Origin of the sequence: Natrinema sp. SYSU A 869, assembly GCF_019879105.1 — an archaeon.
GTDB lineage: Archaea > Halobacteriota > Halobacteria > Halobacteriales > Natrialbaceae > Natrinema.
Genome location: NZ_CP082247.1, coordinates 795,839 through 820,847 on the forward strand (window position 1 = coordinate 795,839; position 25,009 = coordinate 820,847).

At 62.0% G+C, this 25,009-nt stretch carries 23 protein-coding genes and 2 pseudogenes; 14 read left to right on the top strand and 11 right to left on the bottom strand.

The features are described from left to right. Nucleotides 1-70: 70 nt before the first annotated feature. The 7 genes from K6I40_RS03570 (at nt 71) to K6I40_RS03600 (ending at nt 7,365) form a co-directional block, all read left to right on the top strand. Nucleotides 71-1,207, top strand: a complete 1,137-nt coding sequence (locus tag K6I40_RS03570; RefSeq protein ID WP_222912877.1) for an acyl-CoA dehydrogenase family protein — start codon at nt 71-73, stop codon at nt 1,205-1,207. A gap of 264 nt (nt 1,208-1,471) precedes the next feature. Next, complete coding sequence (locus tag K6I40_RS03575) at nt 1,472-2,827, top strand: ABC transporter substrate-binding protein (RefSeq protein ID WP_222912878.1); 1,356 nt, start codon at nt 1,472-1,474, stop codon at nt 2,825-2,827. Nucleotides 2,828-2,838: 11 nt separating this feature from the next. Next, nucleotides 2,839-3,699: a branched-chain amino acid ABC transporter permease gene (locus tag K6I40_RS03580; RefSeq protein WP_222912879.1), complete on the top strand. Its 861-nt coding sequence runs from the start codon at nt 2,839-2,841 to the stop codon at nt 3,697-3,699. Next, on the top strand, nt 3,692-4,702 hold the full coding sequence (locus K6I40_RS03585) for a branched-chain amino acid ABC transporter permease (RefSeq protein WP_222912880.1): 1,011 nt from the start codon (nt 3,692-3,694) through the stop codon (nt 4,700-4,702). Before K6I40_RS03580 ends, K6I40_RS03585 begins: the two co-directional genes overlap by 8 nt. Further along, on the top strand, nt 4,695-5,438 hold the full coding sequence (locus K6I40_RS03590) for an ABC transporter ATP-binding protein (protein WP_222912881.1): 744 nt from the start codon (nt 4,695-4,697) through the stop codon (nt 5,436-5,438). Before K6I40_RS03585 ends, K6I40_RS03590 begins: the two co-directional genes overlap by 8 nt. Beyond that, a complete protein-coding gene (locus K6I40_RS03595) occupies nt 5,438-6,154 on the top strand; it encodes an ABC transporter ATP-binding protein (protein ID WP_222912882.1) in 717 nt (238 codons plus the stop codon). Before K6I40_RS03590 ends, K6I40_RS03595 begins: the two co-directional genes overlap by 1 nt. Nucleotides 6,155-6,288: 134 nt before the next feature. Then, nucleotides 6,289-7,365 carry a zinc-binding dehydrogenase gene (locus K6I40_RS03600; protein WP_222912883.1) on the top strand — a complete coding sequence of 359 codons (1,077 nt, stop codon included), beginning with the start codon at nt 6,289-6,291 and terminating at the stop codon, nt 7,363-7,365. A gap of 32 nt (nt 7,366-7,397) precedes the next feature. On the opposite strand, the gene lpdA is transcribed toward K6I40_RS03600, so the two are convergent. The 3 genes from lpdA to K6I40_RS03615 form a co-directional block, all read right to left on the bottom strand. Next, the gene (gene lpdA / locus K6I40_RS03605; protein WP_222912884.1) at nt 7,398-8,801 is read right to left on the bottom strand and encodes a dihydrolipoyl dehydrogenase; all 1,404 of its coding nucleotides are present in this window, start codon (nt 8,799-8,801) and stop codon (nt 7,398-7,400) included. A gap of 1,256 nt (nt 8,802-10,057) precedes the next feature. Then, nucleotides 10,058-10,846 (bottom strand): SDR family oxidoreductase, encoded by a 789-nt coding sequence (locus K6I40_RS03610; protein WP_222912885.1) that lies wholly within the window; start codon nt 10,844-10,846, stop codon nt 10,058-10,060. Between the two features lie 173 nt (nt 10,847-11,019). Then, nucleotides 11,020-11,202, bottom strand: coding sequence for a hypothetical protein (locus K6I40_RS03615; protein WP_222912886.1), 183 nt, complete (start codon nt 11,200-11,202; stop codon nt 11,020-11,022). Between the two features lie 281 nt (nt 11,203-11,483). Between K6I40_RS03615 and K6I40_RS03620 the strand changes: the two genes are divergently transcribed. The 4 genes from K6I40_RS03620 to K6I40_RS03635 all read left to right on the top strand — a co-directional run bounded on the left by K6I40_RS03620 (nt 11,484) and on the right by K6I40_RS03635 (nt 16,032). Beyond that, entirely contained in the window at nt 11,484-12,461 is a 978-nt protein-coding gene (locus K6I40_RS03620) for a D-2-hydroxyacid dehydrogenase (protein ID WP_222912887.1), read from the top strand. Nucleotides 12,462-12,534: 73 nt separating this feature from the next. Further along, entirely contained in the window at nt 12,535-13,668 is a 1,134-nt protein-coding gene (locus tag K6I40_RS03625) for a thiamine pyrophosphate-dependent enzyme (protein ID WP_222912888.1), read from the top strand. Further along, nucleotides 13,665-14,669, top strand: coding sequence for an alpha-ketoacid dehydrogenase subunit beta (locus K6I40_RS03630; RefSeq protein ID WP_222912889.1), 1,005 nt, complete (start codon nt 13,665-13,667; stop codon nt 14,667-14,669). The genes K6I40_RS03625 and K6I40_RS03630 overlap by 4 nt, the downstream gene beginning before the upstream one ends. Beyond that, entirely contained in the window at nt 14,659-16,032 is a 1,374-nt protein-coding gene (locus tag K6I40_RS03635; protein ID WP_222912890.1) for a dihydrolipoamide acetyltransferase family protein, read from the top strand. The genes K6I40_RS03630 and K6I40_RS03635 overlap by 11 nt, the downstream gene beginning before the upstream one ends. Nucleotides 16,033-16,223: 191 nt before the next feature. Here the strand turns inward: K6I40_RS03635 and K6I40_RS03640 are convergent, their stop codons facing one another. The 3 genes from K6I40_RS03640 to K6I40_RS03650 all read right to left on the bottom strand — a co-directional run bounded on the left by K6I40_RS03640 (nt 16,224) and on the right by K6I40_RS03650 (nt 19,308). After that, a complete protein-coding gene (locus tag K6I40_RS03640; protein WP_222912891.1) occupies nt 16,224-17,708 on the bottom strand; it encodes a tripartite tricarboxylate transporter permease in 1,485 nt (494 codons plus the stop codon). A 37-nt stretch (nt 17,709-17,745) separates the two neighbouring features. Next, on the bottom strand, nt 17,746-18,108 hold the full coding sequence (locus K6I40_RS03645) for a tripartite tricarboxylate transporter TctB family protein (protein WP_255681370.1): 363 nt from the start codon (nt 18,106-18,108) through the stop codon (nt 17,746-17,748). 192 nt (nt 18,109-18,300) lie between these two features. Continuing rightward, nucleotides 18,301-19,308, bottom strand: coding sequence for a tripartite tricarboxylate transporter substrate binding protein (locus tag K6I40_RS03650; RefSeq protein WP_222912893.1), 1,008 nt, complete (start codon nt 19,306-19,308; stop codon nt 18,301-18,303). A 263-nt stretch (nt 19,309-19,571) separates the two neighbouring features. On the opposite strand from K6I40_RS03650, the gene K6I40_RS03655 reads away from it, so the two are divergent. Beyond that, the gene (locus K6I40_RS03655; protein ID WP_222912894.1) at nt 19,572-20,018 is read left to right on the top strand and encodes a universal stress protein; all 447 of its coding nucleotides are present in this window, start codon (nt 19,572-19,574) and stop codon (nt 20,016-20,018) included. Between the two features lie 112 nt (nt 20,019-20,130). Here K6I40_RS03655 and K6I40_RS03660 read toward each other — a convergent pair whose 3' ends face one another. Together K6I40_RS03660 and K6I40_RS03665 are read right to left on the bottom strand one after the other, a co-directional pair. Continuing rightward, the gene (locus K6I40_RS03660; protein ID WP_222912895.1) at nt 20,131-20,622 is read right to left on the bottom strand and encodes a hypothetical protein; all 492 of its coding nucleotides are present in this window, start codon (nt 20,620-20,622) and stop codon (nt 20,131-20,133) included. A 257-nt stretch (nt 20,623-20,879) separates the two neighbouring features. Beyond that, nucleotides 20,880-21,695 carry an aldo/keto reductase gene (locus K6I40_RS03665; RefSeq protein WP_222912896.1) on the bottom strand — a complete coding sequence of 272 codons (816 nt, stop codon included), beginning with the start codon at nt 21,693-21,695 and terminating at the stop codon, nt 20,880-20,882. 215 nt (nt 21,696-21,910) lie between these two features. Here K6I40_RS03665 and K6I40_RS03670 point away from each other — a divergent pair. Further along, nucleotides 21,911-23,007, top strand: a pseudogene (locus K6I40_RS03670) (Gfo/Idh/MocA family oxidoreductase). Nucleotides 23,008-23,148: 141 nt separating this feature from the next. Here the strand turns inward: K6I40_RS03670 and K6I40_RS03675 are convergent. The 3 genes and pseudogenes from K6I40_RS03675 to K6I40_RS03685 form a co-directional block, all read right to left on the bottom strand. Further along, a pseudogene (locus K6I40_RS03675) lies at nt 23,149-23,653 on the bottom strand (metal-dependent hydrolase). Beyond that, nucleotides 23,653-23,970, bottom strand: coding sequence for a hypothetical protein (locus K6I40_RS03680; protein ID WP_222912897.1), 318 nt, complete (start codon nt 23,968-23,970; stop codon nt 23,653-23,655). The pseudogene K6I40_RS03675 and the gene K6I40_RS03680 overlap by 1 nt, the downstream one beginning before the upstream one ends. A gap of 49 nt (nt 23,971-24,019) precedes the next feature. Continuing rightward, nucleotides 24,020-24,187 carry a hypothetical protein gene (locus K6I40_RS03685; protein ID WP_222912898.1) on the bottom strand — a complete coding sequence of 56 codons (168 nt, stop codon included), beginning with the start codon at nt 24,185-24,187 and terminating at the stop codon, nt 24,020-24,022. Between the two features lie 246 nt (nt 24,188-24,433). On the opposite strand from K6I40_RS03685, the gene K6I40_RS03690 reads away from it, so the two are divergent. Further along, complete coding sequence (locus tag K6I40_RS03690) at nt 24,434-24,916, top strand: MaoC family dehydratase (RefSeq protein ID WP_222913648.1); 483 nt, start codon at nt 24,434-24,436, stop codon at nt 24,914-24,916. Nucleotides 24,917-25,009 lie beyond the last annotated feature (93 nt).

Genomic DNA, 25,009 nt, shown 5'->3' on the forward strand with positions numbered 1-25,009 from the left:
GCTCCGACGGACGAGGAACAGAGACGGGACCGAACGGCGATAGACGACACCTAACAGAAGAGACCAGCCAATGACGACAGCACTGACAGCGGAACATGAGGCGATTCGCGACGCGGTTCGCGAATTCGCGGAGACGGAGATCGAACCGGTCGCCAGAGAGTACGACGAGCCCGGCGTGGTACAGTTCCCGCGGGAGATCTTTCGGGAGGCCGCCGATCTGGACTTCCTGGCCCCGCACTATCCCGAGGAGTACGGCGGTGCGGGGATGGACTTTCTCGCATCGGTCATCGTTCACGAGGAATTCAATCGCGCTGATCCCGGGATCGGCACCGCCGTCCTGACCGGCAAGTTCGGCACCGAAATGCTCCTCGAGTACGGCGACGACTGGCAGAAAGACGAGTTCGTTCGACCGGTTCTCGAGGGCGAGGCCGTCTGTGGCACCTCGATCAGCGAACCGGACGCGGGGAGCGACGTCGCCGGGATGCGGACGACCGCCGAGAAGGACGGCGACGAATGGGTCCTCGACGGGAGCAAGACCTGGGCGAGCAACAGTCCAGTCGCGGAGTTCATGATCGTCATGGCGAAGACGACTCCCGACGCGGGTCACGACGGGATCAGCGCCTTCATCGTCCCGACCGAGACGGACGGGTTCGAGGTCGGCAACGATATCGAGAAGATGGGGCTTCGGGCGAGCCCGACCGCCGAGATCGACATCACAGACGCGCGGATTCCCGAGGACCACCTCGTCGGCGAGGAGGACCGCGGCTTCGCGCAGTTGATGGAGTTCTTCAACGAGAATCGGATCCTCGTGGCGGCGAACGCGCTCGGTGCCGCCGCCGGGGCGTTCCGCCACGCGTTCGAGTACGCCCACGAGCGCGAGGCCTTCGGGCAGCCGATCGGTGACTTTCAGGGCCTCCAGTGGAAGCTCGCGGACATGATAACCGGGATCGAAACCGCCCGTTCGACCACCTACCGGGCGGCGGCCGAACTGATGGCCGGGAACGATCCGCGGCGACTCGCCTCCATCGCCAAGTACTACACGAGCGAAGTCTGCGAAGACGTCTGCTCCGAGGCCGTCCAGATTCACGGCGGCTACGGCTACACGCGGGAGTTCCCGGTCGAGAAGTTCTATCGGGACTCTCGAGTACAGAAGATCGTCGAGGGGACGAGCGAGATCCAGAAGAACATCATCTACGATAGCCTCTAGCGGCCGCAGTGCGGTTCGTGAGGGTCGGACACCGGTCCACGGTAGCCCGTCGTCCGCTCGCCACTGTGACCGGGCGCGTCGGAGCAGACGGGCATCGATCCGCTACCGTCGAACCGGGCAACCAGAAGAGCGAGAAGTGTCGACTGATAGATATGACTGATCGGTGGTGTCAGCGGCGTCATACCACGTCTACTGCGATTCTATAACTATTATTATGGAAAGAGATATAAGGGAACCTCCGGGATTTACTGGTGGTCGATACCAATGAGCAAGGAGTCCAATGAGCAGACTCGCTACGGCAGAGGCATCTCCGATCGAACGGATCGCCGAACCGTTCTGCAGACGATCGGAGCGGGGGCAGCGGTCACGTCGATCGCGGGGTGTCTCGGCGGCGGTGGTAGCGGGGATACGATAAAGATCGGGCACATTATGGCCGTCGAAACGGACAACGGTCTCGGCTCGGAGCGGTCGGCACAGTTAGCCGTCGATCAGTTAAACGAGAACGGTGGCATCCTCGACCAGGACGTCGAGCTCGTGACGGCCGACTCCGCCGGGCAGCCCTCCGAGGCGCACTCGGCAGTGACGGAGATGGTCAGTCGGGAGAACATCCAGATGCTGGTCGGGACCATCGTGAGCGAAGTCGCGCTGTCGCTGGTGGACATCGCGTCCGAGAACGACCTACCCTTCATGATTACCGGGGCGGCGTCGCCGCGTATCTTCGCCGAAAACCACGCACAGAACTACGATCAGTACAAGAGCATCTTCCGGCCCGGACCGGTCAATTCGATCAAACAGGCCGAATATCTCGCGGAGTACGGCCAGTACCTCAGCGAGGAGCACGGGTGGGACACGATGGCCGTTGTCTCCGAGGACGCCGCCTGGACGCAGGACATCACAGACATCACCGCGGGACTCCTCGAGGATAGCGGAATAGACGTTTCAGTCAACGAGCGGGTTGCGCTGGACACGAACGACTGGACGCCGATCCTCGATCAGGTCGAAAGCTCCGGCGCACAGGCCATGATCGGAGCGCTCTCGCACATTCCGATCACCGGCATGACCGCGTCCTGGTCGCGAAACGAGTACCCGTTCTCCGTCGACGGCGTTATGATCGCCGCGCAGTCGCCGCAGTTCTGGTCCGACACCGACGGTACCGCGGAGTATCTGTCCACGGCGACGGCCGCCGCGGACGGGTTCGCGGACATCACGCCGAAGACGAGCGAAGTCATGGACGCGTACCAGGCCGAGTACGACTCGCGGCCGACGACACCGACGTTCGTCGGGTTCATCACGCACGACGCGATCACTCTCTACGCGGAGGCCGTCGAGCGCGCGGGCACCGCGAACCACCAGGAGGACATCGACGCGATCGTCGAAGAACTGCAGGCAACCGACTTCCAGGGATCGTTCGGACAGATTCAGTTCCAGGGTGAGGGCGACGAGTACCCGAACGACGTGTATCCGGGCGAAAGCGCGGGTGACGAGTACGCACCGTTTACTGTCACCCAGTGGCAAACGGCGGAAGAAGGCGACGGAATCGGCGGGACGGACGGTACGAAACGCTGCGTCTGGCCCGAGAGCTACCAGAACGGCGACCACCAGCCGCCGTCCTGGATGTAATCACTGATAGCATGCTCTCAGATATACTCACGATCGTGATTGTCGGGGCGATGATCAGCGCGATCTACGCCCTGATCGCGATCGGATTCACGATGATCTTCGGTGTCGGTGGGATACTCAATCTCACTCATGGGGCGTTGCTCATGCTCAGCGCCTACACGTACCTCGTGGCACAGCCGTACGTCGGCCGGCTCGGAGGCGTAATCGCCGGCGTTCTCGTCGCCGCGCTCGCGTCGTACGGCGTCTACATGGGCCTTGTCAGATACATCGAAGAACACGTAGTCATCACGTTTATGGCGACGATCATGGCCGCGCTCGCCATCCAGGAGGCGATCACGATGGGGTTCTCACAGCAGGCGCGCGTTCTCGAGCCCATGGTACCGGGCTCCATCGCGGTCGCCGGCACCCGAATGCAGTACGACCAGCTCCTGGCGTTCGTCGTCTCCTGGGTGTTGATCGGCCTGCTGTGGTACTACGTCACGAACACGAAGAACGGACGAGCGATCCTCGCGACGTCGATGAGCGAACGGGGCGCGATATTCACCGGCGTCGATCTCCCGCAAGTCCGGCGACAGACATGGCTCATCGCGGGCGCGTTCGCCGGCGTCGGCGGGCTCTTCATCGGGCGTTTGCAACAGACAAGCCCCGAGATGTGGCTCGAGCCGCTCACGCTCGCGTTCATCATCGTCATCATCGGCGGTGTCGGCTCGATCAAGGGATCGATCATCGCGGCGTACCTGATCGGCTACATCGAGACGCTCACGGTCGAACTCATCGGCGCGCCGTACCGCGTCGTGATAGCGCTACTGATAATCATCGCAGTGATCATGTACCGGCCGGAAGGCCTCTACGGGAGGGAGTACCTTGAGTAACGAATACGATCGCTCCGGCGAGCCAGTACTGCAGCGGTTCACGAGGGAGTTCCTCGGCGAACCGAACCAATACCAGATCGCGGCAGTCGGGGTCGCGCTCCTCGCGCTCTTCACCCTGCCGTTCTGGGCCGCCCAGTACCTGTACGTGTTCGCGTTAGCGAGCATCTGGGCCATCTTCGCCATGGGCTGGGACATCATCAGCGGCCACACCAACTACATCAGTTTCGGGCACTCCGCACTGTCCGGCGGCGCCGCCTACATGACCGGGATTCTCGTCCACAACGTCAACCCCGATATGGCGATGTACATCACGTTCCCGCTGTCGATCCTGGCGGCGGTCGCCATCGGGCTCCTGTTCGCAGTCCCGACCCTGCGACTCGAGGGACCGTACTTCTCGCTGATCACGCTGCTCGGCGTGTTGGTTCTGACCCAACTCGTCTACATTTACGGGGAGTACACCGGCGGCGAGCTGGGGATTACCGCGGTGTCGACGCTCACGTACGATCTCACGACCCTGTACTACTACACGCTGCTCCCGATGCTGCTCATCGGTTCCGTACTGGTCGTGGTGAGTCAATCGAACGTCGGGCGGATCCTACGCGCGATCGGCGAAAACGAGGCCGCGATCGAGTCCTCGGGGATCGACACGACGAAGTTCAAACTGTGGTCGTTCCTGCTGAGTGCGGTCACGATGGGGATCGGCGGCGCGATGCTCGCTCACTTCTACGGGAACGTCACACCCTCGACGGTCCTCGTGATCGACCGCAGCCTTGAGATGGTCGCGATCGCGGTCATCGGTGGCATGGGAACGATCGCCGGGCCGATCGGCGGCGCATTCGTCTTCATCTTCCTCCGCGACGAGGTGCTGACGGTGTTCGGATCGACCGGTCGGTGGCTCGCACTGTGGCTCATCGTGCTGTTCTTCCTCGTGTTCCTCCGGGACGGGATCTTCCCGTTTATCTGGTCTCGAATCGGTTCCATTGGAGGTGATCGCGATGAGTAACGATACCGTGTTCCAGATCGATGACTTGCGAAAGGAGTTCGGCGGTCTCGTCGCCGTCGACGACCTGTCATTCGACCTCCGGGACGACGAGATCCTGGGGCTGATCGGTCCGAACGGGTCCGGGAAGAGTACCGTCTTCAACTGCATTATGGGAATCTACGGCGTGACGGGCGGCTCCGTCCAGTTCAGGGGCACCGACATCACGGATATGGATACCCACGAGATCGTTAACCGCGGGATCGCACGCGTTTCCCAGGAATCGAACCCGATTCCGTCCTCGACGGTCGGCGAAAACATCGAGCTGTTCACGTATCCGAACGATATCTTCTCGCTCACCGGCGGTGCGAGTCAAGCGGAGGTCCTCGACATCGCCCGGCGGTTCGGCCTCGACGGGAAGTTGGATACGCTCCCCGGATCGCTCCCCCACGCCGACGTCCGGCGGCTCGAAATCGCCAAGGCGTTGGCGACCGGGCCCGAAATGCTCCTCCTCGACGAACCGTTCGCGGGGATGAACCAGGCGGAGATTCGCGAACTGTCAGAACAGATTCGCGATATCCATGCGGAAGGGCGACCGATTATCATCGTCGACCACAATATGAAAGGACTCATGCCGATCGTCAACCGCGTCGTCGTCATCAACAGCGGACAGAAGATCGCCGAGGGATCACCCGAGGAGATCGCGAACGACGAGACGGTACAGAAAGCGTACCTCGCCGGTGCGGAGGTGGGCAACTGATGGCCGACCCCGTCCTCGAGATCGAGGGACTGGACGTGACCTACGGCAAGACGCAGGCGCTCGACGACGTCTCCCTACACGTCGAGGAAGGCGAAACGGTCGGCGTCATCGGTCCGAACGGCGCCGGGAAGACGACGCTGTTCGACACCCTCTCCGGGATCACGGAGTACGAGGGCAGCATCAAGCTGTTCGGCGAGGAGCTGTCCGACCTCTCCAAGCGCGAAATCGTCGATCAAGGGCTCGTCCACTGCAGCGAAGAGCACGACCTCTTCCCGTTTTTCTCCGTCCACGAGAACCTCCTGATGGGAGCCTATCCCCGAGACGATCAGGAGGCCGCCCAAGAGACGATCAACTGGGTCTACGAGCTGTTCCCGCGACTGGACGAGCGCCGCGAGCAGGACGCGGAGACGCTGAGCGGCGGCGAACAGCAGATGCTCGCCATCGGCCGCGCGCTGGTCAGCGATCCGAAGCTCCTCATCTTAGACGAGCCGACGCTCGGGCTCGCGCCGGTCATCATCAACGACCTCGACGAGACCTTCGAGCAACTCAAGCGGGAGGGCATCACGATCCTGATCGCCGAACAGAACACCACCTTCGCGATGCGCCACGCCGAGCGGCTCTATCTGCTCGAGACCGGAGAGATCACGCTCGAGGGACCCGCCGCGGAACTACAGGAGGACGAGTACGTGCGGGACGCCTACATCGGCGTTACGTGACGTCGCTGCGTCACCGTTTCCTGCTGACGTAGTTCGGACGAGTCGGGTCGCCGTACCAGCCGCGAGCACCGATAGGCGGCGGCCTACGGACACGTAGCTTTACCTTCGCAGGAATGGTATGGGTAGGCAGGACAATGGATGCCGTCTACCTGCATGGGCCCGGAGACCTCCGTGTCGACGACGTCGATCAGCGCGCCGTCTCGGCGGACGCGGTCGCGGTCGATATCGAGTACACGGGGATCTGTGGCTCCGATCTGCACGAGTACGAGGTCGGACCCATTCCGATCCGAGCCGAAGCGACCGAGCACTCGATTCCGGAGTCGGACTGGGACGAGTACCTGCCGAAGCCGATGGGTCACGAGATCGCCGGCACCGTTTCGGACGTCGGTGAGACCGTCGATGACGTTCGCGTCGGCGATCGCGTCACGCTGAACATGGTCACGGCCTGCCACGATTGTCGCTACTGTGCAGCCGGGAAGTACCACCTCTGTGAGCGAGGCGACGGCGGCGTCGTCGCCAGTCGCGGCTTCGCGGATCGAATCGTCGTCCCGTCCTCGATGGCTGTCCCCGTCTTAGACGAGGTGTCGCTGCGCCACGCCGCGCTCGCGGAACCCCTCGGCGTCTCGCTTCGGGGCGTCCGGCGATCGGGCCTCGAGCCCACCGATCGCGTCGCGGTGTTCGGCGCCGGGCCGATCGGCCTCGGCGTCGTCGCAAGTGCCGCTGCGGCCGGTGCCCGCGAGATCTACGTCAGCGAGCCCCGAGCGGCGCGTCGAGCGGCCGCAGAGTCGCTCGGTGCCGACGTCGTCATCGATCCGACCGCCGTCGACGCCGTCGAGGAGATTCAGCGGGAGACCGACCGAGTCGACGTCTCATTCGAGTGCGCCGGAACGGCCGCGACGCTGACGGACGCGCTCCGGAGTACCGCGTACGGGGAAACGGTCGTCGTGCTCAGCGTGTTCGAGGAGGAGGTCCCGATTCATCCGAACGATATTATGCAAGCGGAACGGGAACTCGTCGGGTCCTTCGGCTTCCAGGGCGGGCCGCTTGTCTCGCGGTCGGAATTCGCGACCGCACTGGATCTGATCGCCGACGGCCGCATCGACCCCGAGCTGATGATCACCGAGACGGTGCTGCTGGACGGCGTGGAATCTGCGTTCGAGGGGCTTCGCGATCCCGAGAGCGATCAGATCAAAGTACTCGTCGAGCCTTAACCCGTCAGTTACCCCACCACGGTCGCAGTCGGTCAGCGATTCAGCGTGTGTATCGCCTGTCCGAGCGCGTTCTCGCAGGCCTCCATGACCGCCTCCGAGAGCGTCGGGTGCATGTGGACGGTGCCGGCGACGTCCTCGAGCGTCAGTCCCGTCTCGACCGCCACCCCGAGTTCGCCGATCAGTTCGGACGCCTCGGGACCGACGATCTGTGCACCGAGGAGTCGGCCGGTGTCTTCCCCGGCGACGACGCGGACGAACCCCTCCGTCTCCGCGAGCGTGAGCGCTCGGCCGCTCGCGTTGAACGGGAACTCGCCGACGACCGGCGAGTGACCGGCGTCGCGCGCATCGGCCTCTGTCAGTCCGACGGTAGCGATCTCCGGGTCGACGAACACCGCCGTCGGAATCGCGGCGTCATGAAGCGCGGCGTCACCGCCCGACGCGACTTCCGCGGCGACGAGACCCTCTGCGACCGCTTTGTGTGCGAGCATCGGTTCGCCGGCGACGTCGCCGACCGCGAAGACGTGATCCCGAGCCGTCCGGGTTCGATCGTCGGTCTCGAAGAATCCGGCGTCGGTTGGCTCCAGTCCGATCGCCTCGAGACCGAGCGTGTCGGAGACGGGTTCCCGACCGATCGCGACGAGTATCCGCTCTGCGGTCGTCTCGTGATCGGTCCCGTCCGTCCCTTCGGTGTGGAGGGTAACTGTCCCGTCACCCTCTCGAGACCACTCGACCGCGACCTGACCGAACTGGAAATCGACGCCGACGGATTCGGCTCGCTTCTTCACCGGTCGGGTGAGATCCGATTCGTACCCCGGTAGCACGTCGTCTTCCATCTCGACGACCGTGACGTCCGTCCCGAGCTTCGCGAACACCGTCGAGAGTTCCATGCCGATGTACCCCGCGCCGACGACGGCCAGCGACCGCGGCGCGCCCTCGAGCGCCAGCGCCTGCCGAGAGTTCAGAATCGGGTCGTCGTTGACGGAAAACCCCGGAACGCTCATCGGGTGGCTCCCGGTCGCAATGACGGCGGTTTCGAACTCGAGTTCGTCGATAGTGCCGTCCGTCGCAGCGATTTCGACGGTGTGGTCGTCCGTAAACCGCGCCGTCCCCTCTCTCACGGTGACGCCGTTCGCCTCGCAGAGTTTTTCGACGCCGCCCGTGAGCCGGTCGACCACGTCGTCCTTCCAGTCGATCATCTCCCCGACGTCGACGAACGGCTCCGCGTAGATGCCCATCCGGGACGCCGACTCGAGCTCAGTGACGAGGTTCGACGCGGTTAACAGCGCCTTCGAGGGGATACAGCCGTGGTTGAGACAGGTTCCGCCGACGCCGTCCCGATCGACGAGCGTGACATCGCAGTCGCGCTGTGCGGCACGAATCGCGGCGCTGTAGCCGCCGGGTCCACCGCCTATCACGAGAACGTCAGTCATTGCCATGCGGAGAAAATCGTCTGGGTTGCTTATAGTGGTTTGGTGACCGGTTCCCGTCTCGAACGGAGTAGGGGGATGGTCCGTCCGAGAGGGATGTATCTGGCGCAGCACCGTCTCGCTGTTATAAATCCTTGTGGGTATCACTCACGGCCGATTTTGACACGCTATCCCGCCCCGCTGTACATAACACCCTTAGGGCGTTATTATATTGTGGTCGGCCGCAGTTCCACTGCGGAATCAAACGACGGTACCAACATTAGCTGTCTCTCCGTCACCATTTCCGAAGAGAGCGCCTCCGAACCAGTCCTCCAGTTCGAGTAATATCTTACTGAAATCGTACCGAAATCCCCTCATTGGCCTGGCCATGGTGACAGCTGGACTCGATCCATCTAGGAAATCCTGTCCGCGGCCCATCCTCACGTATCCTTCTATTCCCGGGTAGGACTGAAGCCGTTGCGATGCGTTCTTCACAACGGTACCACCGCTTGATTATACGGAACCGTGAAGACGCGGCCCGTCGGTAGCGGTTCGTTCACGCTCGGTCATGCCTCTTCGCGACGATCAATCTGGGCGAAACGGACCTTCACCGGAAACAGTCGGTTGCTCCGTTGGACGCGTTTCGATTAGCTCCGACCTCAAGGGACGAGGAATGGACGGAAAATGGCGAATTTTGCAGTGTACTGTCATAGGGTAAGGTGGCTGGATTGGTTGACAGTTGGGAGTCGGGTTTGTTCGTGATGTTTCGTCCGTCCCACCTCCGTGGTAGTTGGTACCACCCACCATCAAATAAACGTTAGTGTTGCGGAAGGACTGTCTCGGTTTTCCGACAATGTCTGCAGGGGAGAATGTACGATTACCGGACTCTCTGCGTTTACCGATCGGAGAGCTCTGTCGTCGACCTATGTCGCCACGAATTCACGGACGTGAGAGTGGGAACGGCAGCGAGAAGACGGTCCGCTGTCTCCGCGGCGAGCCGGCGACTGGGGAGACGGATTTCGGTGAGAGAGGTGTTCTGTCGTTCGAGCGGAGTCACAGGAGAGGGCGGGAACGGTCGTGGGGATTCCCGTTACCGCCCTCGAGGTGTGGCAAACGACTGACCCTAATGGCTGCTCTGCAGCCGTGGTATAGTATGGCAAGCACTGCCTTGAATCCGGCGGCGTTTCGCAGTGCATGACGTCGCTGAGCGATCGGCCAGCGCGATTCAGGTCGCCGAGCGACTCCGTTCGCATTCAGCGCCTGTCAGGTCCCGGGATCCGGTCGCACTAGAGGTTCGAAGCGCCGGCCCCGCCGTCGACAGTGACGGTCTCGCCGTCGATATACCCCGACTGTGGTGACGAGAGGAACGCAATGGTTCGGCCGAGATCCATCGGGTCACCGATACTCCCGACCGGAATCCCAGAGCTCCGTTCTTCCAGCCCCTCCTCGTAAGAGTCGTACTCACCTCGTTCGAGACCCTGTTCGATGACTTCGCTGATGCGTGGCGTCTCGTGGACGCCGGGGAGCACGGCGTTCGCGCGAATTTCGGGCGCAAGTTCCGTCGAGAGCGTCTTTTCCAGTCCGATAACGCCCATCCGGACAGAGTTCGAGAGAACGAGCCCGTCGATCGCTTCCTTGACGCTACTGGACGTGATTGTGACGATCGTTCCGCCGCCATCGCGAAGGTGATCGACCGCCTCGCGGACGACTCGGACGACGCTCATCACGAGCAGATCGAACGCCTCGTACCAGTCCTCGTCGCTTTTCTCCAGGAAGGGGCCGCTCGGCGGGCCGCCGGCACTGGTCACGAGGTGGTCGATCGTCCCGAATTCGTCGACGGTCCTCTCGACGAGCGCAGTGATATCGTCGGGCTCGGTCAGATCGCCGGACTGACCGACAACGGTGCCCGTCGCATCGGTTCGGACGTCCTCGACTGCCGCCTCGAGGCGCTCCTCGTCCCGACCGTTCAGTACGACGTTCGCTCCCTCCTTCGCGAGCGCGCGAGCGGACGCTTTGCCGAGCCCGCTGCTCGACGCCGTGACGAGCGCTGCGTTACCCTGCAGTTGCAGATCCATGGACACTCGTCTAACACGTTTCGAAATAAAGGTTCATCCCACGGCAAACCCCTCGGGACGGGGACGGACACCGATCAGATGATCGATCGCGCCGCGTCGGTTCGGGAATCACGACACGAATCCGAGCGCGGGACCATGTCCTCGAAGACCGGGACCAGCAGAGACCGCAGACCTCAGACGACGGTAACACTGTTCTCGAGTCGCCCGAGATCGGCGAGGCCAGTCCCGTTGGTCCGTGTCGCAGCGGCGAGGTCGCGAAACGTCTCGATCGGCGGGTCGGCCGTACCGAGATCGAACAGTTCGCCGTCGCCGCTCGCGACGAGGCCCTCGGCTCGCTCGAGTTGGAAGTACTGCATAGTTCTCTCTGTGTGAGTATTACCCCCAAGCAGTGATAAAATATCGGGACCGATACAAACCCTGAATCGAGTCGGTAATCGGATCGGTCAGTACAAGGGAAACGAGCGGGCTGTCTCCTCAATCCGTGTCAGCGCCCGTTCATCCGGCCAGCGGTCGGTGAGAGGGGCAGGAGACTCTCGGTCGAAGCCGAATCGGGATCGATGCCGGTAGCGGAGCGTCTCAAATTTCACGCGAATATAAGTTCCAGTACGAAATAGAGTGGCTTGAACGATTTCGATCCATGAGTACGACTACTACCGATATCGTCGTCCTGCGCGGCACTGCACACGGAATGTCGAGTGAACGGTGCGCAGAGCGGCTTCGCGACCGCCGTCCCGATCTCGAGGTCGAACTGGCTCGAACGCCGGCGGCGGAACGAGAACTCATCACCGAGGCCCCCATCGCGACCGGCCTCCGAATCGACGAGGAATTACTGGCCGGCGCGGACTCGCTCCGACTGTTCGCCTGCGCATCGGCGGGCGTCAACCACCTCCCGATAGACGAACTCGAGTCGCGTGACATCGCCGTAACGAACGCCTCGGGCGTCCACGCACCGAACATGGCCGAACACGTGCTCGGAAACGTATTGACGTTCGCGCGCCGGCTTCACCAGGGCTGGCGGCGTCAATCTCGAAACGAATGGCGACACTACCGTGCGGGCGAACTCAACGGGAGCACCGTCACGGTCGTCGGGATGGGGCCGATCGGGCGACGGACGCTCGAGTTACTGGCTCCGTTCGATGTCGAGCGGATCGGCGTCCGATACACGCCGGCGAAAGGCGGGCCGGCGGACGAGGTGCTCGGATACAGCGATGACCTCCACGAGGCGTTCATGCGATCCGATTACGTCGTGCTGGCCTGTCCCCTCACCGACACCACTCGAGGAATTATCGACGAGGAAGCGTTCAGAACGCTCCCGCCGAACGCAGTCGTCGTCAACGTCGCTCGCGGCGCAGTCGTCGACACCGACGACCTGCTCGCGGCGCTGCGCGGAAACGAGATCCGCGGTGCGGCACTGGACGTGACCGATCCCGAACCGCTTCCCCACGACCACCCGCTCTGGACCCTCGAGAACGTCCTGATCACACCCCATAATTCGGGGCACACTGATGAGTACTGGGAACGACACGCCGACATTCTCGTGGAGAACCTCGAGCGAATCGACGACACGGGGTCGTATACCGGCCTCGAGAATCAGGTAGTGACGCCGGACGAGTGATCGGCGTCGATAGTTCACGTTCGGGTAAAGTGACCGCAACCTATTTTTCCGTTGGTTTGGTATTCCCACGCACATGTCACAGTGGTCAGAATCGCGACCGGACGACGATTTCTATCGGGTACTCGCTCCGGACGGAACGATCACCGCAGATCCACCGGATCTCTCCGAAGACGTTCTCCGTCGCCAGTATCGAACGATGCGGCTCTCCAGGCGGTACGACGAGAAGACGCGGAGCCTCCAGCGGCGGGGAGAGATCAGTATTCTCTCGGGATCGATCGGCGAGGAGGCGATCCCGATCGGCAGCGCGGCGGCGCTCGAACCGGACGACTGGTGTTTCCTCACCTATCGGCAGACGCCCGCGATGCTGTACTGGGGGGCATCGCTCGAACGGTCGATAGCGGGCCTCATGGGGGCCGAACCCGAAACGATCGACGAACACCTCCCGCTTGACGACGAGGACGCACCACCAGTCAACTTCCCGCCCGTGTACGTCCCGTTGGCGGCGAACGTTACCAACGCCGTGGGATCGGCGATGGCAGACCGGTTCGGTGACACCGACGCCGTCACCCTCTCGTACATCGGCGACGGCTCGACGAGTCAGGGCGACTTCTACGAGGCGCTGAACTTCGCCGGCGTGTTCGACGCCCCCGCAGTCACGATCTGTCACAACAATCAGTGGGCGATCTCGGTCCCCGCCCACCGACAGACCGCCGCCGAGACGTTCGCACAGAAGGCCGAAGCGGCCGGCGTTCCGCACGAGCGAATCGACGGGAACGACGTCCTCGCCGTGTACGAGGGAACGCGGCGAGCCGTCGAGCGGGCGCGGGAGGGCGACGGTCCGACGCTCATCGAGTGCGTCACCTACCGGGTCGACGACCACAACACTGCGGACGACGCCGACGCCTATCGAGACGATTCACAACAGGAGTACTGGGCCGAGCGCGACCCGATCGATCGGTTCGAAGCGTATCTGCGTTCCGAGGGGATTCTCGACGACGAGACCGTCGAGTCGATCGGCGAAGAGATAGACCGACGCGTCGAGGAAGCCGTCGACCGCGCCCGCGAGGTCCCCGACTCGGATCCCCAGCGGATCTTCGATAATCACCTCAAGACGACGTCGTGGAACGAGCGCCACCAACGCGAGGAGCTCCGCGCAGAGCTCGAGGGCGAGAACCCGTTCACCGACTTCACAGGGGAGGGGCTATGAGCGCTCAGGACTATCCCGAGTCCGAGACCAGCGAGATAAACCTCGTCACGGCGGTCCGAGAGACGCTCGCTCAGGAGATGCGACGTGACGAGTCGGTCCGGCTGCTCGGCTACGATATGGGGCCGATCGGCGGCGTCTTTCGGGCCACCGAGAACCTCTACGAGGAGTTCGGCGAGGAACGCGTTATCGACACGCCGCTCTCGGAGAACGGCATCCTCGGTACCGCCGCGGGAATGGCGATGCGCGGCCAGCGCGTCGTCCCCGAGATTCAGTTCCTCGGGTTCTTCTACCCGGCGTTCGGCCAGTTCATGTACACGATCTCGAAGATGCACGAACGCTCGGGCGGAGAGATCGACATGCCGCTCACCGTCCGGATCCCCTACGGCGGTGGCATCAAGTCCAGCGAGTACCACTCCGAGTCGACCGAGGCGCTCTTCATCCATACGCCGGGCGTCCGCGTCGTCTGTCCGAGCACGCCCGCGGAGACGAAAGGGCTGCTCGCCGCGAGCATCCGGTCCGATGATCCCGTAATGTTCCTCGAGCCCAAGAGCATCTACCGGGTCGGGACCGAAGCGGTCCCCGAGGAGGAGTACACGCTTTCGCTCGACGACGCCCGGATCGTCCGAGAGGGAAGCGATATAACCGTTCTCACGTGGGGGGCAATGGTCCGACACGCGGTCACGGCGGCCGATCGGGTCGACGCCGACGTCGAGATCGTGGACGTCCGGACGCTCTCGCCGCTTCCGGTCGAAGCGATCCTCGACTCGGTGAAAAAGACCGGCCGCTGTGTCGTCTTCCACGAGGCACGACGCACGCTCGGGCTGGGAGCGGAGTTATCGGCGCTCATCAACGAGTACGCGCTCGATCGGCTTCACGCCCCGATCAAGCGCGCGACGGGATACGACGTCCACTTCCCAGGCCATCAGACCGAAGAGGCGTACCTTCCGGACGAACAGCGAGCGGTCGACGCGATCGAGGCGGTGATGTCGTATGAGTTCTGAGTTCGAATTCACGCTACCGGACGTCGGAGAGGGAATCACGGAGGCGGAGATCGTCGACTGGTTCGTCGACGATGGAGACGCCGTCGACGAGGACGAGCCCGTCTGTACCGTCGAGACCGACAAGGCGATGGTCGAGATTCCGGCGCCGAGCGATGGGACCGTCACAGAGCGCCGCGCCGAAACCGGCGACACGGTCGCCGTCGGCGAGGTGTTACTAGTCATCGAAACGGACGAGCCGCCGAAAACGAGTAGCGAGCAGTCGAGCGAGGCGGACGATCGGGGAGTCGCCGGCAGCTCGAACGAGCCGAGCGACGAGCCGGCGGCCGCCACCGGCGAGACGGATCAGAGCGCTCCCGCGGGAGCCGTCTTGGAAGAGTCGCGCGAAACGGCCGCCAACGGAGCGACGGGAGCCGTTGCGGACCAGCGCGTGGGAACCGTCGCGGACCAGCGGGTGTTCGCCGCACCCAGCACTCGACGGTACGCTCGCGAACAGGGCGTCGACATCGCGGCCATCGACGGGACCGGTCCGAACGGTCGCGTCCTCCGGGAGGACATCGATGCCCGCCTCGAACAGCGACGGCCGACCGGCGACGCGGAGCCGACGACGGAGTCGAGCGAGGTGAGTACAGCTTCAACCGAGCCCGACATCTCGACGGACGACGAGCGGACTGTTCATCGCCCGCTGCAGGGTATCGAAAAGCAAATGGCCGAGAACATGAGCGAGTCGTGGCAGACCGTTCCCCACGTTACCTCGGTGTCCGAAGCCGACGCGACCGAACTCGTTGCACTGAAAGAACGGCTCGACGAGAAGCACGAACGTCGAATCACGTACACGGCGATTATCGTCAAGGCGGTCGTCCCGGCGCTACAGGAGTTTCCCGAGATCAACGCCAGTGTCGACCTCGAGGCCGAGGAGGTTATCGAGAAGAACTACTACAACGTCGGCGTCGCCGTCGACACCGAACACGGACTCGTCGTTCCGGTACTCCGCGACGTCGATCGGAAATCGATCACCGAAATCGCGGCGGAGCTCGCGGAACTGGTCGACGCCGCCGCCGACCGAGAGCTAGAGCCGTCGGACTTCGCAGACGGGACGTTCACGGTAACGAACACGGGGACACACGGCGAACACGGCGTGTTCGGAACGCCGATCATCAACCATCCCGAGGCGGCGATCATGGGGGTCAATCGGATCCGAAACGCGCCCGTTGCAGTGGACGACGAAACGGTCGAGGTCCGAAAGCAGCTCCGACTGACGCTCTCGTACGACCACCGCATTATCGACGGAGCGACCGGGTCTCAGTTCATGGAGACGGTCATCGAGGGACTCGAAGATCCGGACGTGCTGCTCAGTCGGATCTGAATCGTCCGGACACCGTTTCAGGGAATCGAGATTGAGATACCACCGCCGAGTAAGGCGGATAATCGCCAGACATCACTGACTCAATTGGCACGTAATCAAGCGTTCGGGGCTCATATTCAAACAGTTCACCGATCAGGGCAGGGATCAGCGGACGGCGTCGAAAGCGGTCCGAAGAGCAGACGGGCGCAGAATCAATTCGCAGTGAACCGTTTTGCGAGAAACGGCGAGAGCAGCGACACGACGGATAACAGCAGGATCACCATCGCGATCGGACTCGTATAGAAGATGTCGAGCGACCCCTCCGAGAGTTGGAGCGAGCGGCGGAGGTTCTCCTCAGCGATCGGGCCGAGAATTAACCCGAGCACCATCGGTGCAAGGGGGTAATCGTCCATCCGCATCACGAACCCGAGCAAGCCCGCGAGGACCATCGCCCAGACGTCGAAGATCCCGCCGCGGAGTGCGAACGAACCGACGACGCAGAGAACGATAATTATCGGCCACAGGTACTGCGGCGGAAAGTTGATGATCCGTACCCAGAAGTGCGCCCCGAGGAGTCCGAGGACGAGGATAACCACGTAGACGAGGAAGAAGCCGATGAAGATCGAGAACACGAGACCGGTCTCTTGCTCGAACAGACCGGGCCCGGGACGGATCCCGTGGACCAGCAGTGCGCCGATCAGTATCGCGGTAACCGAATCGCCGGGAATGCCGAGCGTGAGCGTCGGAACGAGGGCACCGCCGGTGCTCGCGTTATTACCGGCTTCCGCGGCGGCGACGCCGCGGATATTCCCCTTCCCGAACGGGGGCGTCGCGTTACTCGCCCACCGCTTCGCCTCGTTGTACGTAACGAACGAGGCGATGTCTCCGCCGGCACCCGGCAGCGCACCGATGAAGGTTCCGATGATGCTCGAGGTGAACGTGACGTTTCGAATGTCGCTCAGATCGGCCCGAGTCGGCATGATATCCGTCACGTCCTGCTCGACGTCGATGCCATCGATCCCTTCGCGATAGCGGTTGAACGCTTCCGCGAGCCCGAAGAGACCGATCATCACGGCGATGAACTGAACGCCGGCGGTCAGCGCCGTAATCCCGAAGGAGAATCGCGGATATCCGGTCGTCGGATCGAGCCCGATCGTCGCGATGAGCATACCCAGGAGCCCGGTGATCATCCCCTTCATGATCGAATCGCCGCTGACGCTTGCGATGATTGTCAGCCCGAAGAACGCGAGCGCGAAGTACTCCGGCGAACGGAAGTTCAGCGCGAACTGCGCGATCTGCGGGGAGATGAACGTGATGAGTACGACGCTGATCGCTCCCCCGACGAACGACGCGATGGTGGCGATGCCGATCGCGTTCCCGCCCTTTCCCTGCTGTGAAAGCGGGAATCCGTCGAAGATCGTCGCCGCAGCGCTCGGCGTTCCCGGTGTGCGGATGAGGATCGCGGGAATCGACCCCGCGAAGAGGGCGCCGCCGTAAATACCGAGCAGGAGCATCATTCCCGTCGTCGGTTCCATGCCGAACGTGAACGAAACCAGGACGGCGACAGTCATCGTCGCAGTCATGCCGGGGATCGCGCCCATCGCAATACCGATGATAACGCCGAGAACAATCAATATCAGCGGTAGCGGCTGGAAAACGAGCGCCATTCCCTCGAGTACTCCTGCAACAATATTCATCGGATCACTCTCTCGGTGGAGATAGTGGGGAGTAGTCTCACACTAATCCAACGCCTCCGTACCACAGTGATGGCAACAGTCGTCCGATCGGAACGAACGGGTTTTCGGGGAGCGGTATGCGAAGGAATTGAATGAAGATGTAGTGCAATGCGAGACTGACACCGAGCGCGACCGGGACTGACTTCCAGACTCGGTCGACGCCCGAGAAGTGCATACTGACCACGAGAAAGACGACCGTGGCGAGGAGGAAGCCGAGAAACGGCATGAGAACGACGTATCCCACGACGAGGACGGCGGCGATGCCGACCGTCACGGCCACCGATGCGGAGATTTCATACGACCGTTCCTCATCGGACCGAATCGCGTTTATTAACTGAGCGACCGCGAACAGGGCGATCAAGCCAGCGATCACTCGCGGAAAGAACGCAGGCGACGTCTCGCCGAACCCGCTCGGGAAATCCGCCGTGTAGAAAATATAGCACCGACTAGGAGGAGCAGTAATCCGCTCGCGATCTTGTCGGTATGACTGATTCTAATAGACATTTTATTTCGTTTTTGGAGTGGTGAAATCCGTGTGGTTCGATCGGCTATGCTACTCACCCAGCTCGAGATTCTCGACGAGTTCTCCGAAGTCCTCGTAGGACTGCTGCATGAACTGGCCGAACTCCTCGGTGTCCCGTTTCCGGAGGCCGAAGCCGCTCGTATCCATGAACTCCTGGAACTCGTCGGATTCGTACACCGAATTATAGGCGTCGTAAAGCGTCGAAATGACGTCGTCGGGCGTGTCGTTCGGAACGCCAAGTCCTCTCCAGGCGCCCATCGAAAAGTCGACCCCTTCTTCCATCAGCGTCGGGGTGTCAGGCATCAGATCGACTCGTTCCTCCCCGAAGACGGCGAGCGTCGTGAGCGGCCCGTCTTCCACCTGCCCGGCGACCTCCGGAGCGCTCGAGGTGGTCGCTTGGACTTCTCCGTTGACGACGGCTTCCGTTGCGGGCGCAGCGCCGTTGTACCCGACGTGATCCAGTTCGATCCCGGCCTCCTGTGCGAAGCCGGCCGCGGACAGATGCCAGATTCCGCCCGGCCCGGAGTTCGAGACGCTGATCTCGCCTGGGTTGTCCTCAGCGTAATCGATGAACTCACTGAGAGTCCCGTAGGGCGCGTCTTCAGGAACGGTGAGCGCTGCAGGGTCGAAGTTGTACTGCAGTATCGGTTCGACGTCTTCGTGACTGACCTGTGCCACGCCCAGATGTTCGATCGTTGTGATTTCGACGGTGAGAACGCCGACGGTGTGACCGTCAGGGGCGGCGTTTGCGATCGCACCGAACCCGACGCTACCGGTCCCACCGGTCTGGTTACTGACGTATGCCGACGTATCAAGGTGGTTTTCGACACCGCTGGCCAACTGCCGTGCGGTCTGGTCGGTCCCACCACCTTCGGCCCACGGGCAGATCATCTCGATATCTTGACTGGGGAACTCGCCACCACCGCTCCCACCGGAGATGTCGTCCGTACACCCAGCGATCCCCACGGTCCCGAGAACGGATCCGGCGCCCGCGGCTTTGACGAACTGTCGCCGCTGAAGCGTGGTATCTTTTACCATACACCGTTTGGGTATGCCATTATATCATTTAAGTTTTCCTATCAGTATTCATGTTCTATAGGTAAAATCAACTGCACATCAGTACTGCTGCAGGAATAATACAATTTCGGTTGAATATAGTTTGAATCATGTATTCAATCCGATCAGACAGCTGGTTTCCGAAGACAGCGGCTCCGACCGGGTCGGACTACTCGCAGGGCGACAGTGGGAAACGGACCGAGTCCGTGCCGATTACTTATAGTCACCGAGGGAAATGACAGTGTATGCCAGTCGTCGCAGCCATCGATCGGTCTCCGACTACAGACCGAGTCGTCGCCGAAGCCGCCACGCTCAGTGAGACGTTCGACACGGAACTGCACGTCGTCCACGTCGCCGGCCAGTACGAAACGACCAACCGCGTCCGGATGGACGCGGCGGAGGGATCCCGCGATCCCGTCGATCTGGACGACGACGAACGTGCACGGACTCACGTTCGGAGCGTCGCTCGTTCGGTCACCGACTCGTTCACACCGGTCGGTCTCGTTGGGTATCCGGAACAGGAGATATTACGCTACGCGACCGAACACGATGCCGACTACATCGTCATCGGCGGACGAAAGCGGTCACCGATCGGCAAAGCGCTGTTCGGAAGTACGGCACAGGCCATATTACTGGACGCGGACCGACCGGTAGTAGCGATTCCAACCACTGATTCCGATACCGACCGCTGACCATCGGAAGAAGGCAAGAGCGTAAACCGTATTTCGATATTTCGACACCGTATTAGAAGGCAGGCAGACGGTCAAATTATATAGACACTTATTGATTGTGTAGTTTATCATTCTAGTCAAAATCCCAGAGTCCGTCGACCGAGTGGATAGTGAGAGACGTGCCATCCGACGAAGCGGTAACCTTAGTATGGACCTGTACCCGGTTAAAGTTCTCCCGGGTCGTCGAGACGTTGAAACTTCCGACCGACTCGCCGTCCTCGGCCCACTGCGGACTGGTCGTTCCGACCACGTAGCGGACGGAATCGAACTGCTCGGTCAGTTCGTCGTGAAGTGAATCGGAGACGACCGGCGTTCGGGGCGTCGGAAATCGGTCCGCCCACTCCTCGTTGAGGTGAACGAGGTCCGGCGGAGTATTATTCGGCTCGTAGCTGGCATCGACGTTGAGGATGGACACCGGGACAGTCCGGTTGGACTCCTCGATGATGCCGTCGATTATTTTGAACTGTATGTACGCTTCGACGCGCTCAACGGAGTTCAGACATCCAGCAAGGGCGAACGGGATGCCAGCCCCAATAGCACCGAGGAACGGTCGTCGGGAAATCATATACTCGGATTCACTAGTTTGATGCGTATATGTTTTCTGAGAATAATAGCACACACGCAAGCATACTGGGCAATCCAATCGATTATTCTTGACGTGCCCGTCTTCAGCCGTCTCGCTCTGACTTCCGTCTCAAGTCTCTCCCGATCACGCGGAGACACAGCGCCAGTCACTGTGGGAGACGCCTCCGCGATACGTCAGAGGACGACACTGAGCGGATCCCGTCCCCACGGGTTACGAGTGCGTCGATAGCGCTCTCGCTATCGATCGTTCCACGGCGCGTATTCGCGATCGATATGGCGGTGTTTCCGCTCGATAGCGTCGATCCGGTCGATGTCCGCCTGCTCAAGTTCGAGGTCGCGGGCATGCCAGTTCTCACGCATGTGACGTTCGCTCGACGCCTTCGGAATGACGGCGACGTTCCGTTTCGAGAGCAACCACGCAAGCGATACTTGGGCCGGTGAGACGTCGTGTTTCTCCGCGACGGTCTGGAGTTCGGGAACGTCGACCACGTCTCCCCGCGCGAGCGGACAGTGTGCGATCAGCCAATGATCGTCGTTGACGGCGTACTCGCGGAGTTCCTCCTGCTGGAGAAGCGGATGACACTCCACTTGATTGGCGAAAATCGGCGCGTCGAGGACGTCGCGGGCGACGTCCAACGTCTCGGGTTCGAAGTTCGAGACACCGATATGCTTCGTCTTCCCCCGCTCGTAGAGCTCTTGAAACGCCTCGAGCGTCGTCCGTGGATCGTACGATCCCGCCGGCCAGTGGACGTACAACAGGTCGACGTACTCCGTCCGGAGGCGGTCGAGACACGAGTCCACTGCGGTGATGATATCGTCTCGTTCCGGGACGGGCTCGTCGACGTGAACGACCTTCGTCGCGAGGAAGATATCATCGCGGTCGACGTCCGCACTGTCGATTCCCGCGCCGACGTATTCTTCGTTTCCGTACACCTGAGCGGTATCGACGTGTCGATAGCCGATCTCGAGGGCCTGACGAACGCGCTCCTCCCACCGGTGGCGGTCGGAGTCCGAGTAGGTCCCGAATCCGACGCGAGGCATGGGCCGTGCCATGCTGGACCACGCCACGAGAGCGAAGGTAAATGTGACGGTGAGTATATGTTCTCTCACTGTCTTCTCTGGCGGCTGGGAATTTGATCGCGAGCGAGACGACGGGTCCAATTACTGTGTGAAAGATATATTAGTCGAGATGATAATTAGACGAGTACGAATCCGGTGCTCACGGATTGCCTCCCGATCCCGGGTTCTCGCTACCGAGCGTGGTTCAGATGACATACAGGACAGGTATTATCGGCACTGGCGGCATCGCAGGGATGGGAATCCTTGGACTGCACGACGAGGAAGTTATCGGGACGGAGAAAATCGAGGCCAGTCACGCCGGCGGGTACGACGCGACGGACGAGATCGAACTCGTCGCCGTCGCGGACGTCGACGAAGAGACGCTCGAGCGGTTCGGCGAGGCCTGGGAGATCCCGTCCGAGCGACGGTACGTCGGCCACGAGGCGATGCTCGACGCGGAGGATCTCGATGTCGTCTCGATCTGTACCCCTCGTATCTCCATCACGAACACACGATCGACGCTGCTCGGTCGGCCGCCGACCCCGACGTCATCTGGTGTGAGAAGCCCATCGCTTCGCATGTCAGCGCCGCCGAAGAGATGATCAGCGCCTGCGAGGAGAGCGACATCGAGCTGATCGTCAATCACTCGTTCCGGTTTACGACCAAACTCCAGCGGCTTCGTGATCACATCCGAGATGAGAATATTCTCGGTGACGTCGTTTCGGTCAGCACGCAGTACCGCATGGAACTCATGCGTAACTCGACGCACGTACTCGACACGCTGGTCTATCTGCTCGACGCGCGTGCAGATCAGATCAGCGGCCACGTCACCGGTGAGAACGAGGCGGTCGAGTCGCTCGACGTGCCACGGGCGGTCGACGACGCCGGTGGCGGCGGACACATCGTCATGGACGACGGAACGTTCGTCACCGTCGACTGTACGATTCCCCGCGAGATTTCGTCGATGACGCTCCAGTTCATCGGAACGGAGGGGAAGTTGTACATGAACAACGACGACGGCGAATGGCGGTACTGGACGCTCGAGGACGGCGATCACGTCGAGACCGAACTCCCGGGAATCGACGGTACTTGGACCTGGGACGACGACTACGAGCGCTCCTTCGCGAACGCTGCGCGCCACGTCGAAGACGTGCTGAACGGCGACGCGAAGAACGTCTCGCCCGGTGTCGAGGCTGTGCGGTCGCTCGAAATTATCGTCGCGTTCTACCTGTCGCACTACACCGACGGGTCCATCGACGTTCCGCTCGCGGAGCCGCTGCGCGAAGTCGCGATTACGTCCTGGTAGCGATCCCCGGTATAGTAGCCGCTGAAACGGATTACACACTAATTGCAACGTCGATACGCGATTAGGTGTGCATTGACGTTCAGTGGCTACCATAGCTCACGTCTCGTTCGATAGCGACACGCGACGCCACAGTTCGGACCGTTACGTCGAGGTTTCCGGTCGGTTAGGGGCCCCGTACCGACGCGCGATCCAGAGACCGACAACGAGGGTGCCCGCGACGGCCGCAGGCCAGCGATCCGTGCTGAGATAGAGGTCCAGGGAAGGTGGCCGATACGTGCTGAACGGGAACAAGACGGCATACACCCTCCCGGTGGCCGAGAGCAACGCGACGTCGAGGGCATAATGGGACACTGCGCCGAGAGCGAGGAGTGCGGTCGCCTGCCGTCGGTAGTCGGGAGCGACCGAGAGCGAGGAGGACGACGAGCAGGGTCCCGCCGAGAGTGTGTAATGGTGCCCACGAGAATGGAACACCGATCAGTCCCTCGACGAGGTCGTCCGGAATCAGCAGTCCGATCTTTCTGAGGTCCGGCGAGAGTGCACCGGCCATGACGAGCGTGACCTGCGCCGGCCGTATCCGCTCGTCTCTGAACGAGAGGAGCGTCCCGATGCTGTAGCCGACCAGCACGTGCGTGAGGAGGTCGGACATCACCGATCACCGTCATCGCGGTGGTGACCGGTGTCCGGTCGCTCCCCTTGCACCTCGCTTGAGCCGCGGACCGATTCGTCCCCTAGTGACGCACTCCGAGCTGTCCCGCGGTGGCCGTCACTGGTCAGCGCCTCGGTTCGGGGAACGAGCGCGAGCCGGTCGTGATCGACACGCCAGCCGCGAACGAGACGCGCGAGAACCCAGCAGCCACCAATGACCGAGACGACGCCCATATATAGGGAGCCCCACAGCTCGTCGGTGACGGTCCGATCCGCGTCGAGAGTAGACTCGTTCTCGAGGGTGCCGAAGGCGGTCACGCGGGCATCAGTCTCGAGGGAGGCTGTCGGCCGTGTTCGCCGCGGTGAATCACCCGTTGCCGCCGGTTCGCGTCGCGATCACGACGGGGTCGGTTTCGACGACCGTGCCGCTGAGAACGACGCGGTCGCCGACGTAGGCCTCGCGGTCCGTTGTCACGTCGTCTTCGGCCGGGTACCCACTCTTCAGCGGCTCGACGGCCGCGGCCCCGTCCAGCACATGAGCCCGAGCAGGGCGACAAAGAGGATGACCGCGCCGAAAATCGGCCAAAGTATCCGAACGAGTCGCATAGAAGCATCTATCTCGTCTATGAGACGTATGTGACCATAGAGATTGGGCAGGTCAGGGCACAGACGGGCGTCTATCGGAAGTATACTACCTCTGCGTCTCACCCTGCGACGAGAGTGACTTACCGGGTACGGGCACAACGTGTGCGCGACCTCGACCGTCCAGACCCGATCCGCTATTCTTTTTTCTCTCACCTCCGTCCTCACTACCCAGCGCTACTTCGAGGACATCGAGGTCGGCACGACCGAGGAATTCGGCGAATATCACGTCACCAAAGCGGAGATCACCGAGTTTGCCGAGCAGTACGATCCGCAGCCGTTCCACACTGACGAGGAGGCGGCCGAAGAATCGGCGTTCGGCGAGCTCGTCGCGTCGGGATGGCATACCGCCGCGATGTCCATGCGAATGCTCGTCGAGAACTACTTAGGGGAACAGGCAGGCATGGGCGGGCGCAGCGCGGACGAACTGCGCTGGGAGCGGCCGGTCAAGCCGGGCGATACGCTCTCGCTTCGCACCGAGGTGGTTGACAAGCACCGCTCCGAGAGCGACCCGCATCGAGGATACGTGGATAATTACATCGAGGTTCTGAATCAGAACGATGAGGTCGTTCTCTCCTATACCGTTACCGGGATGGTCAAGCGACGAAACCCGGGCGAGTAGACACCAGACCGCCGTCGATTCGCTACAACACGCATACACCACCCGTCGGCCGCCGGCTCTTGTCTCGCTTGAGTAACGTCACAGCCATCAACC

What these genes read in the sequence shown, in the direction of transcription:
- K6I40_RS03650 (WP_222912893.1), bottom strand. Translation starts at nt 19,308, where the DNA reads ATGGTAAAAGATACCACGCTTCAGCGGCGACAGTTCGTCAAAGCCGCG.
- K6I40_RS03590 (WP_222912881.1), top strand. Translation starts at nt 4,695, where the DNA reads ATGAGTAACGATACCGTGTTCCAGATCGATGACTTGCGAAAGGAGTTC.
- K6I40_RS03615 (WP_222912886.1), bottom strand. Translation starts at nt 11,202, where the DNA reads ATGCAGTACTTCCAACTCGAGCGAGCCGAGGGCCTCGTCGCGAGCGGC.
- K6I40_RS03665 (WP_222912896.1), bottom strand. Translation starts at nt 21,695, where the DNA reads ATGGCACGGCCCATGCCTCGCGTCGGATTCGGGACCTACTCGGACTCC.
- K6I40_RS03575 (WP_222912878.1), top strand. Translation starts at nt 1,472, where the DNA reads ATGAGCAAGGAGTCCAATGAGCAGACTCGCTACGGCAGAGGCATCTCC.
- K6I40_RS03610 (WP_222912885.1), bottom strand. Translation starts at nt 10,846, where the DNA reads ATGGATCTGCAACTGCAGGGTAACGCAGCGCTCGTCACGGCGTCGAGC.
- lpdA (WP_222912884.1), bottom strand. Translation starts at nt 8,801, where the DNA reads ATGGCAATGACTGACGTTCTCGTGATAGGCGGTGGACCCGGCGGCTAC.
- K6I40_RS03640 (WP_222912891.1), bottom strand. Translation starts at nt 17,708, where the DNA reads ATGAATATTGTTGCAGGAGTACTCGAGGGAATGGCGCTCGTTTTCCAG.
- K6I40_RS03660 (WP_222912895.1), bottom strand. Translation starts at nt 20,622, where the DNA reads ATGATTTCCCGACGACCGTTCCTCGGTGCTATTGGGGCTGGCATCCCG.
- K6I40_RS03620 (WP_222912887.1), top strand. Translation starts at nt 11,484, where the DNA reads ATGAGTACGACTACTACCGATATCGTCGTCCTGCGCGGCACTGCACAC.
- K6I40_RS03635 (WP_222912890.1), top strand. Translation starts at nt 14,659, where the DNA reads ATGAGTTCTGAGTTCGAATTCACGCTACCGGACGTCGGAGAGGGAATC.
- K6I40_RS03595 (WP_222912882.1), top strand. Translation starts at nt 5,438, where the DNA reads ATGGCCGACCCCGTCCTCGAGATCGAGGGACTGGACGTGACCTACGGC.
- K6I40_RS03625 (WP_222912888.1), top strand. Translation starts at nt 12,535, where the DNA reads ATGTCACAGTGGTCAGAATCGCGACCGGACGACGATTTCTATCGGGTA.
- K6I40_RS03570 (WP_222912877.1), top strand. Translation starts at nt 71, where the DNA reads ATGACGACAGCACTGACAGCGGAACATGAGGCGATTCGCGACGCGGTT.
- K6I40_RS03580 (WP_222912879.1), top strand. Translation starts at nt 2,839, where the DNA reads ATGCTCTCAGATATACTCACGATCGTGATTGTCGGGGCGATGATCAGC.
- K6I40_RS03655 (WP_222912894.1), top strand. Translation starts at nt 19,572, where the DNA reads ATGCCAGTCGTCGCAGCCATCGATCGGTCTCCGACTACAGACCGAGTC.
- K6I40_RS03630 (WP_222912889.1), top strand. Translation starts at nt 13,665, where the DNA reads ATGAGCGCTCAGGACTATCCCGAGTCCGAGACCAGCGAGATAAACCTC.
- K6I40_RS03600 (WP_222912883.1), top strand. Translation starts at nt 6,289, where the DNA reads ATGGATGCCGTCTACCTGCATGGGCCCGGAGACCTCCGTGTCGACGAC.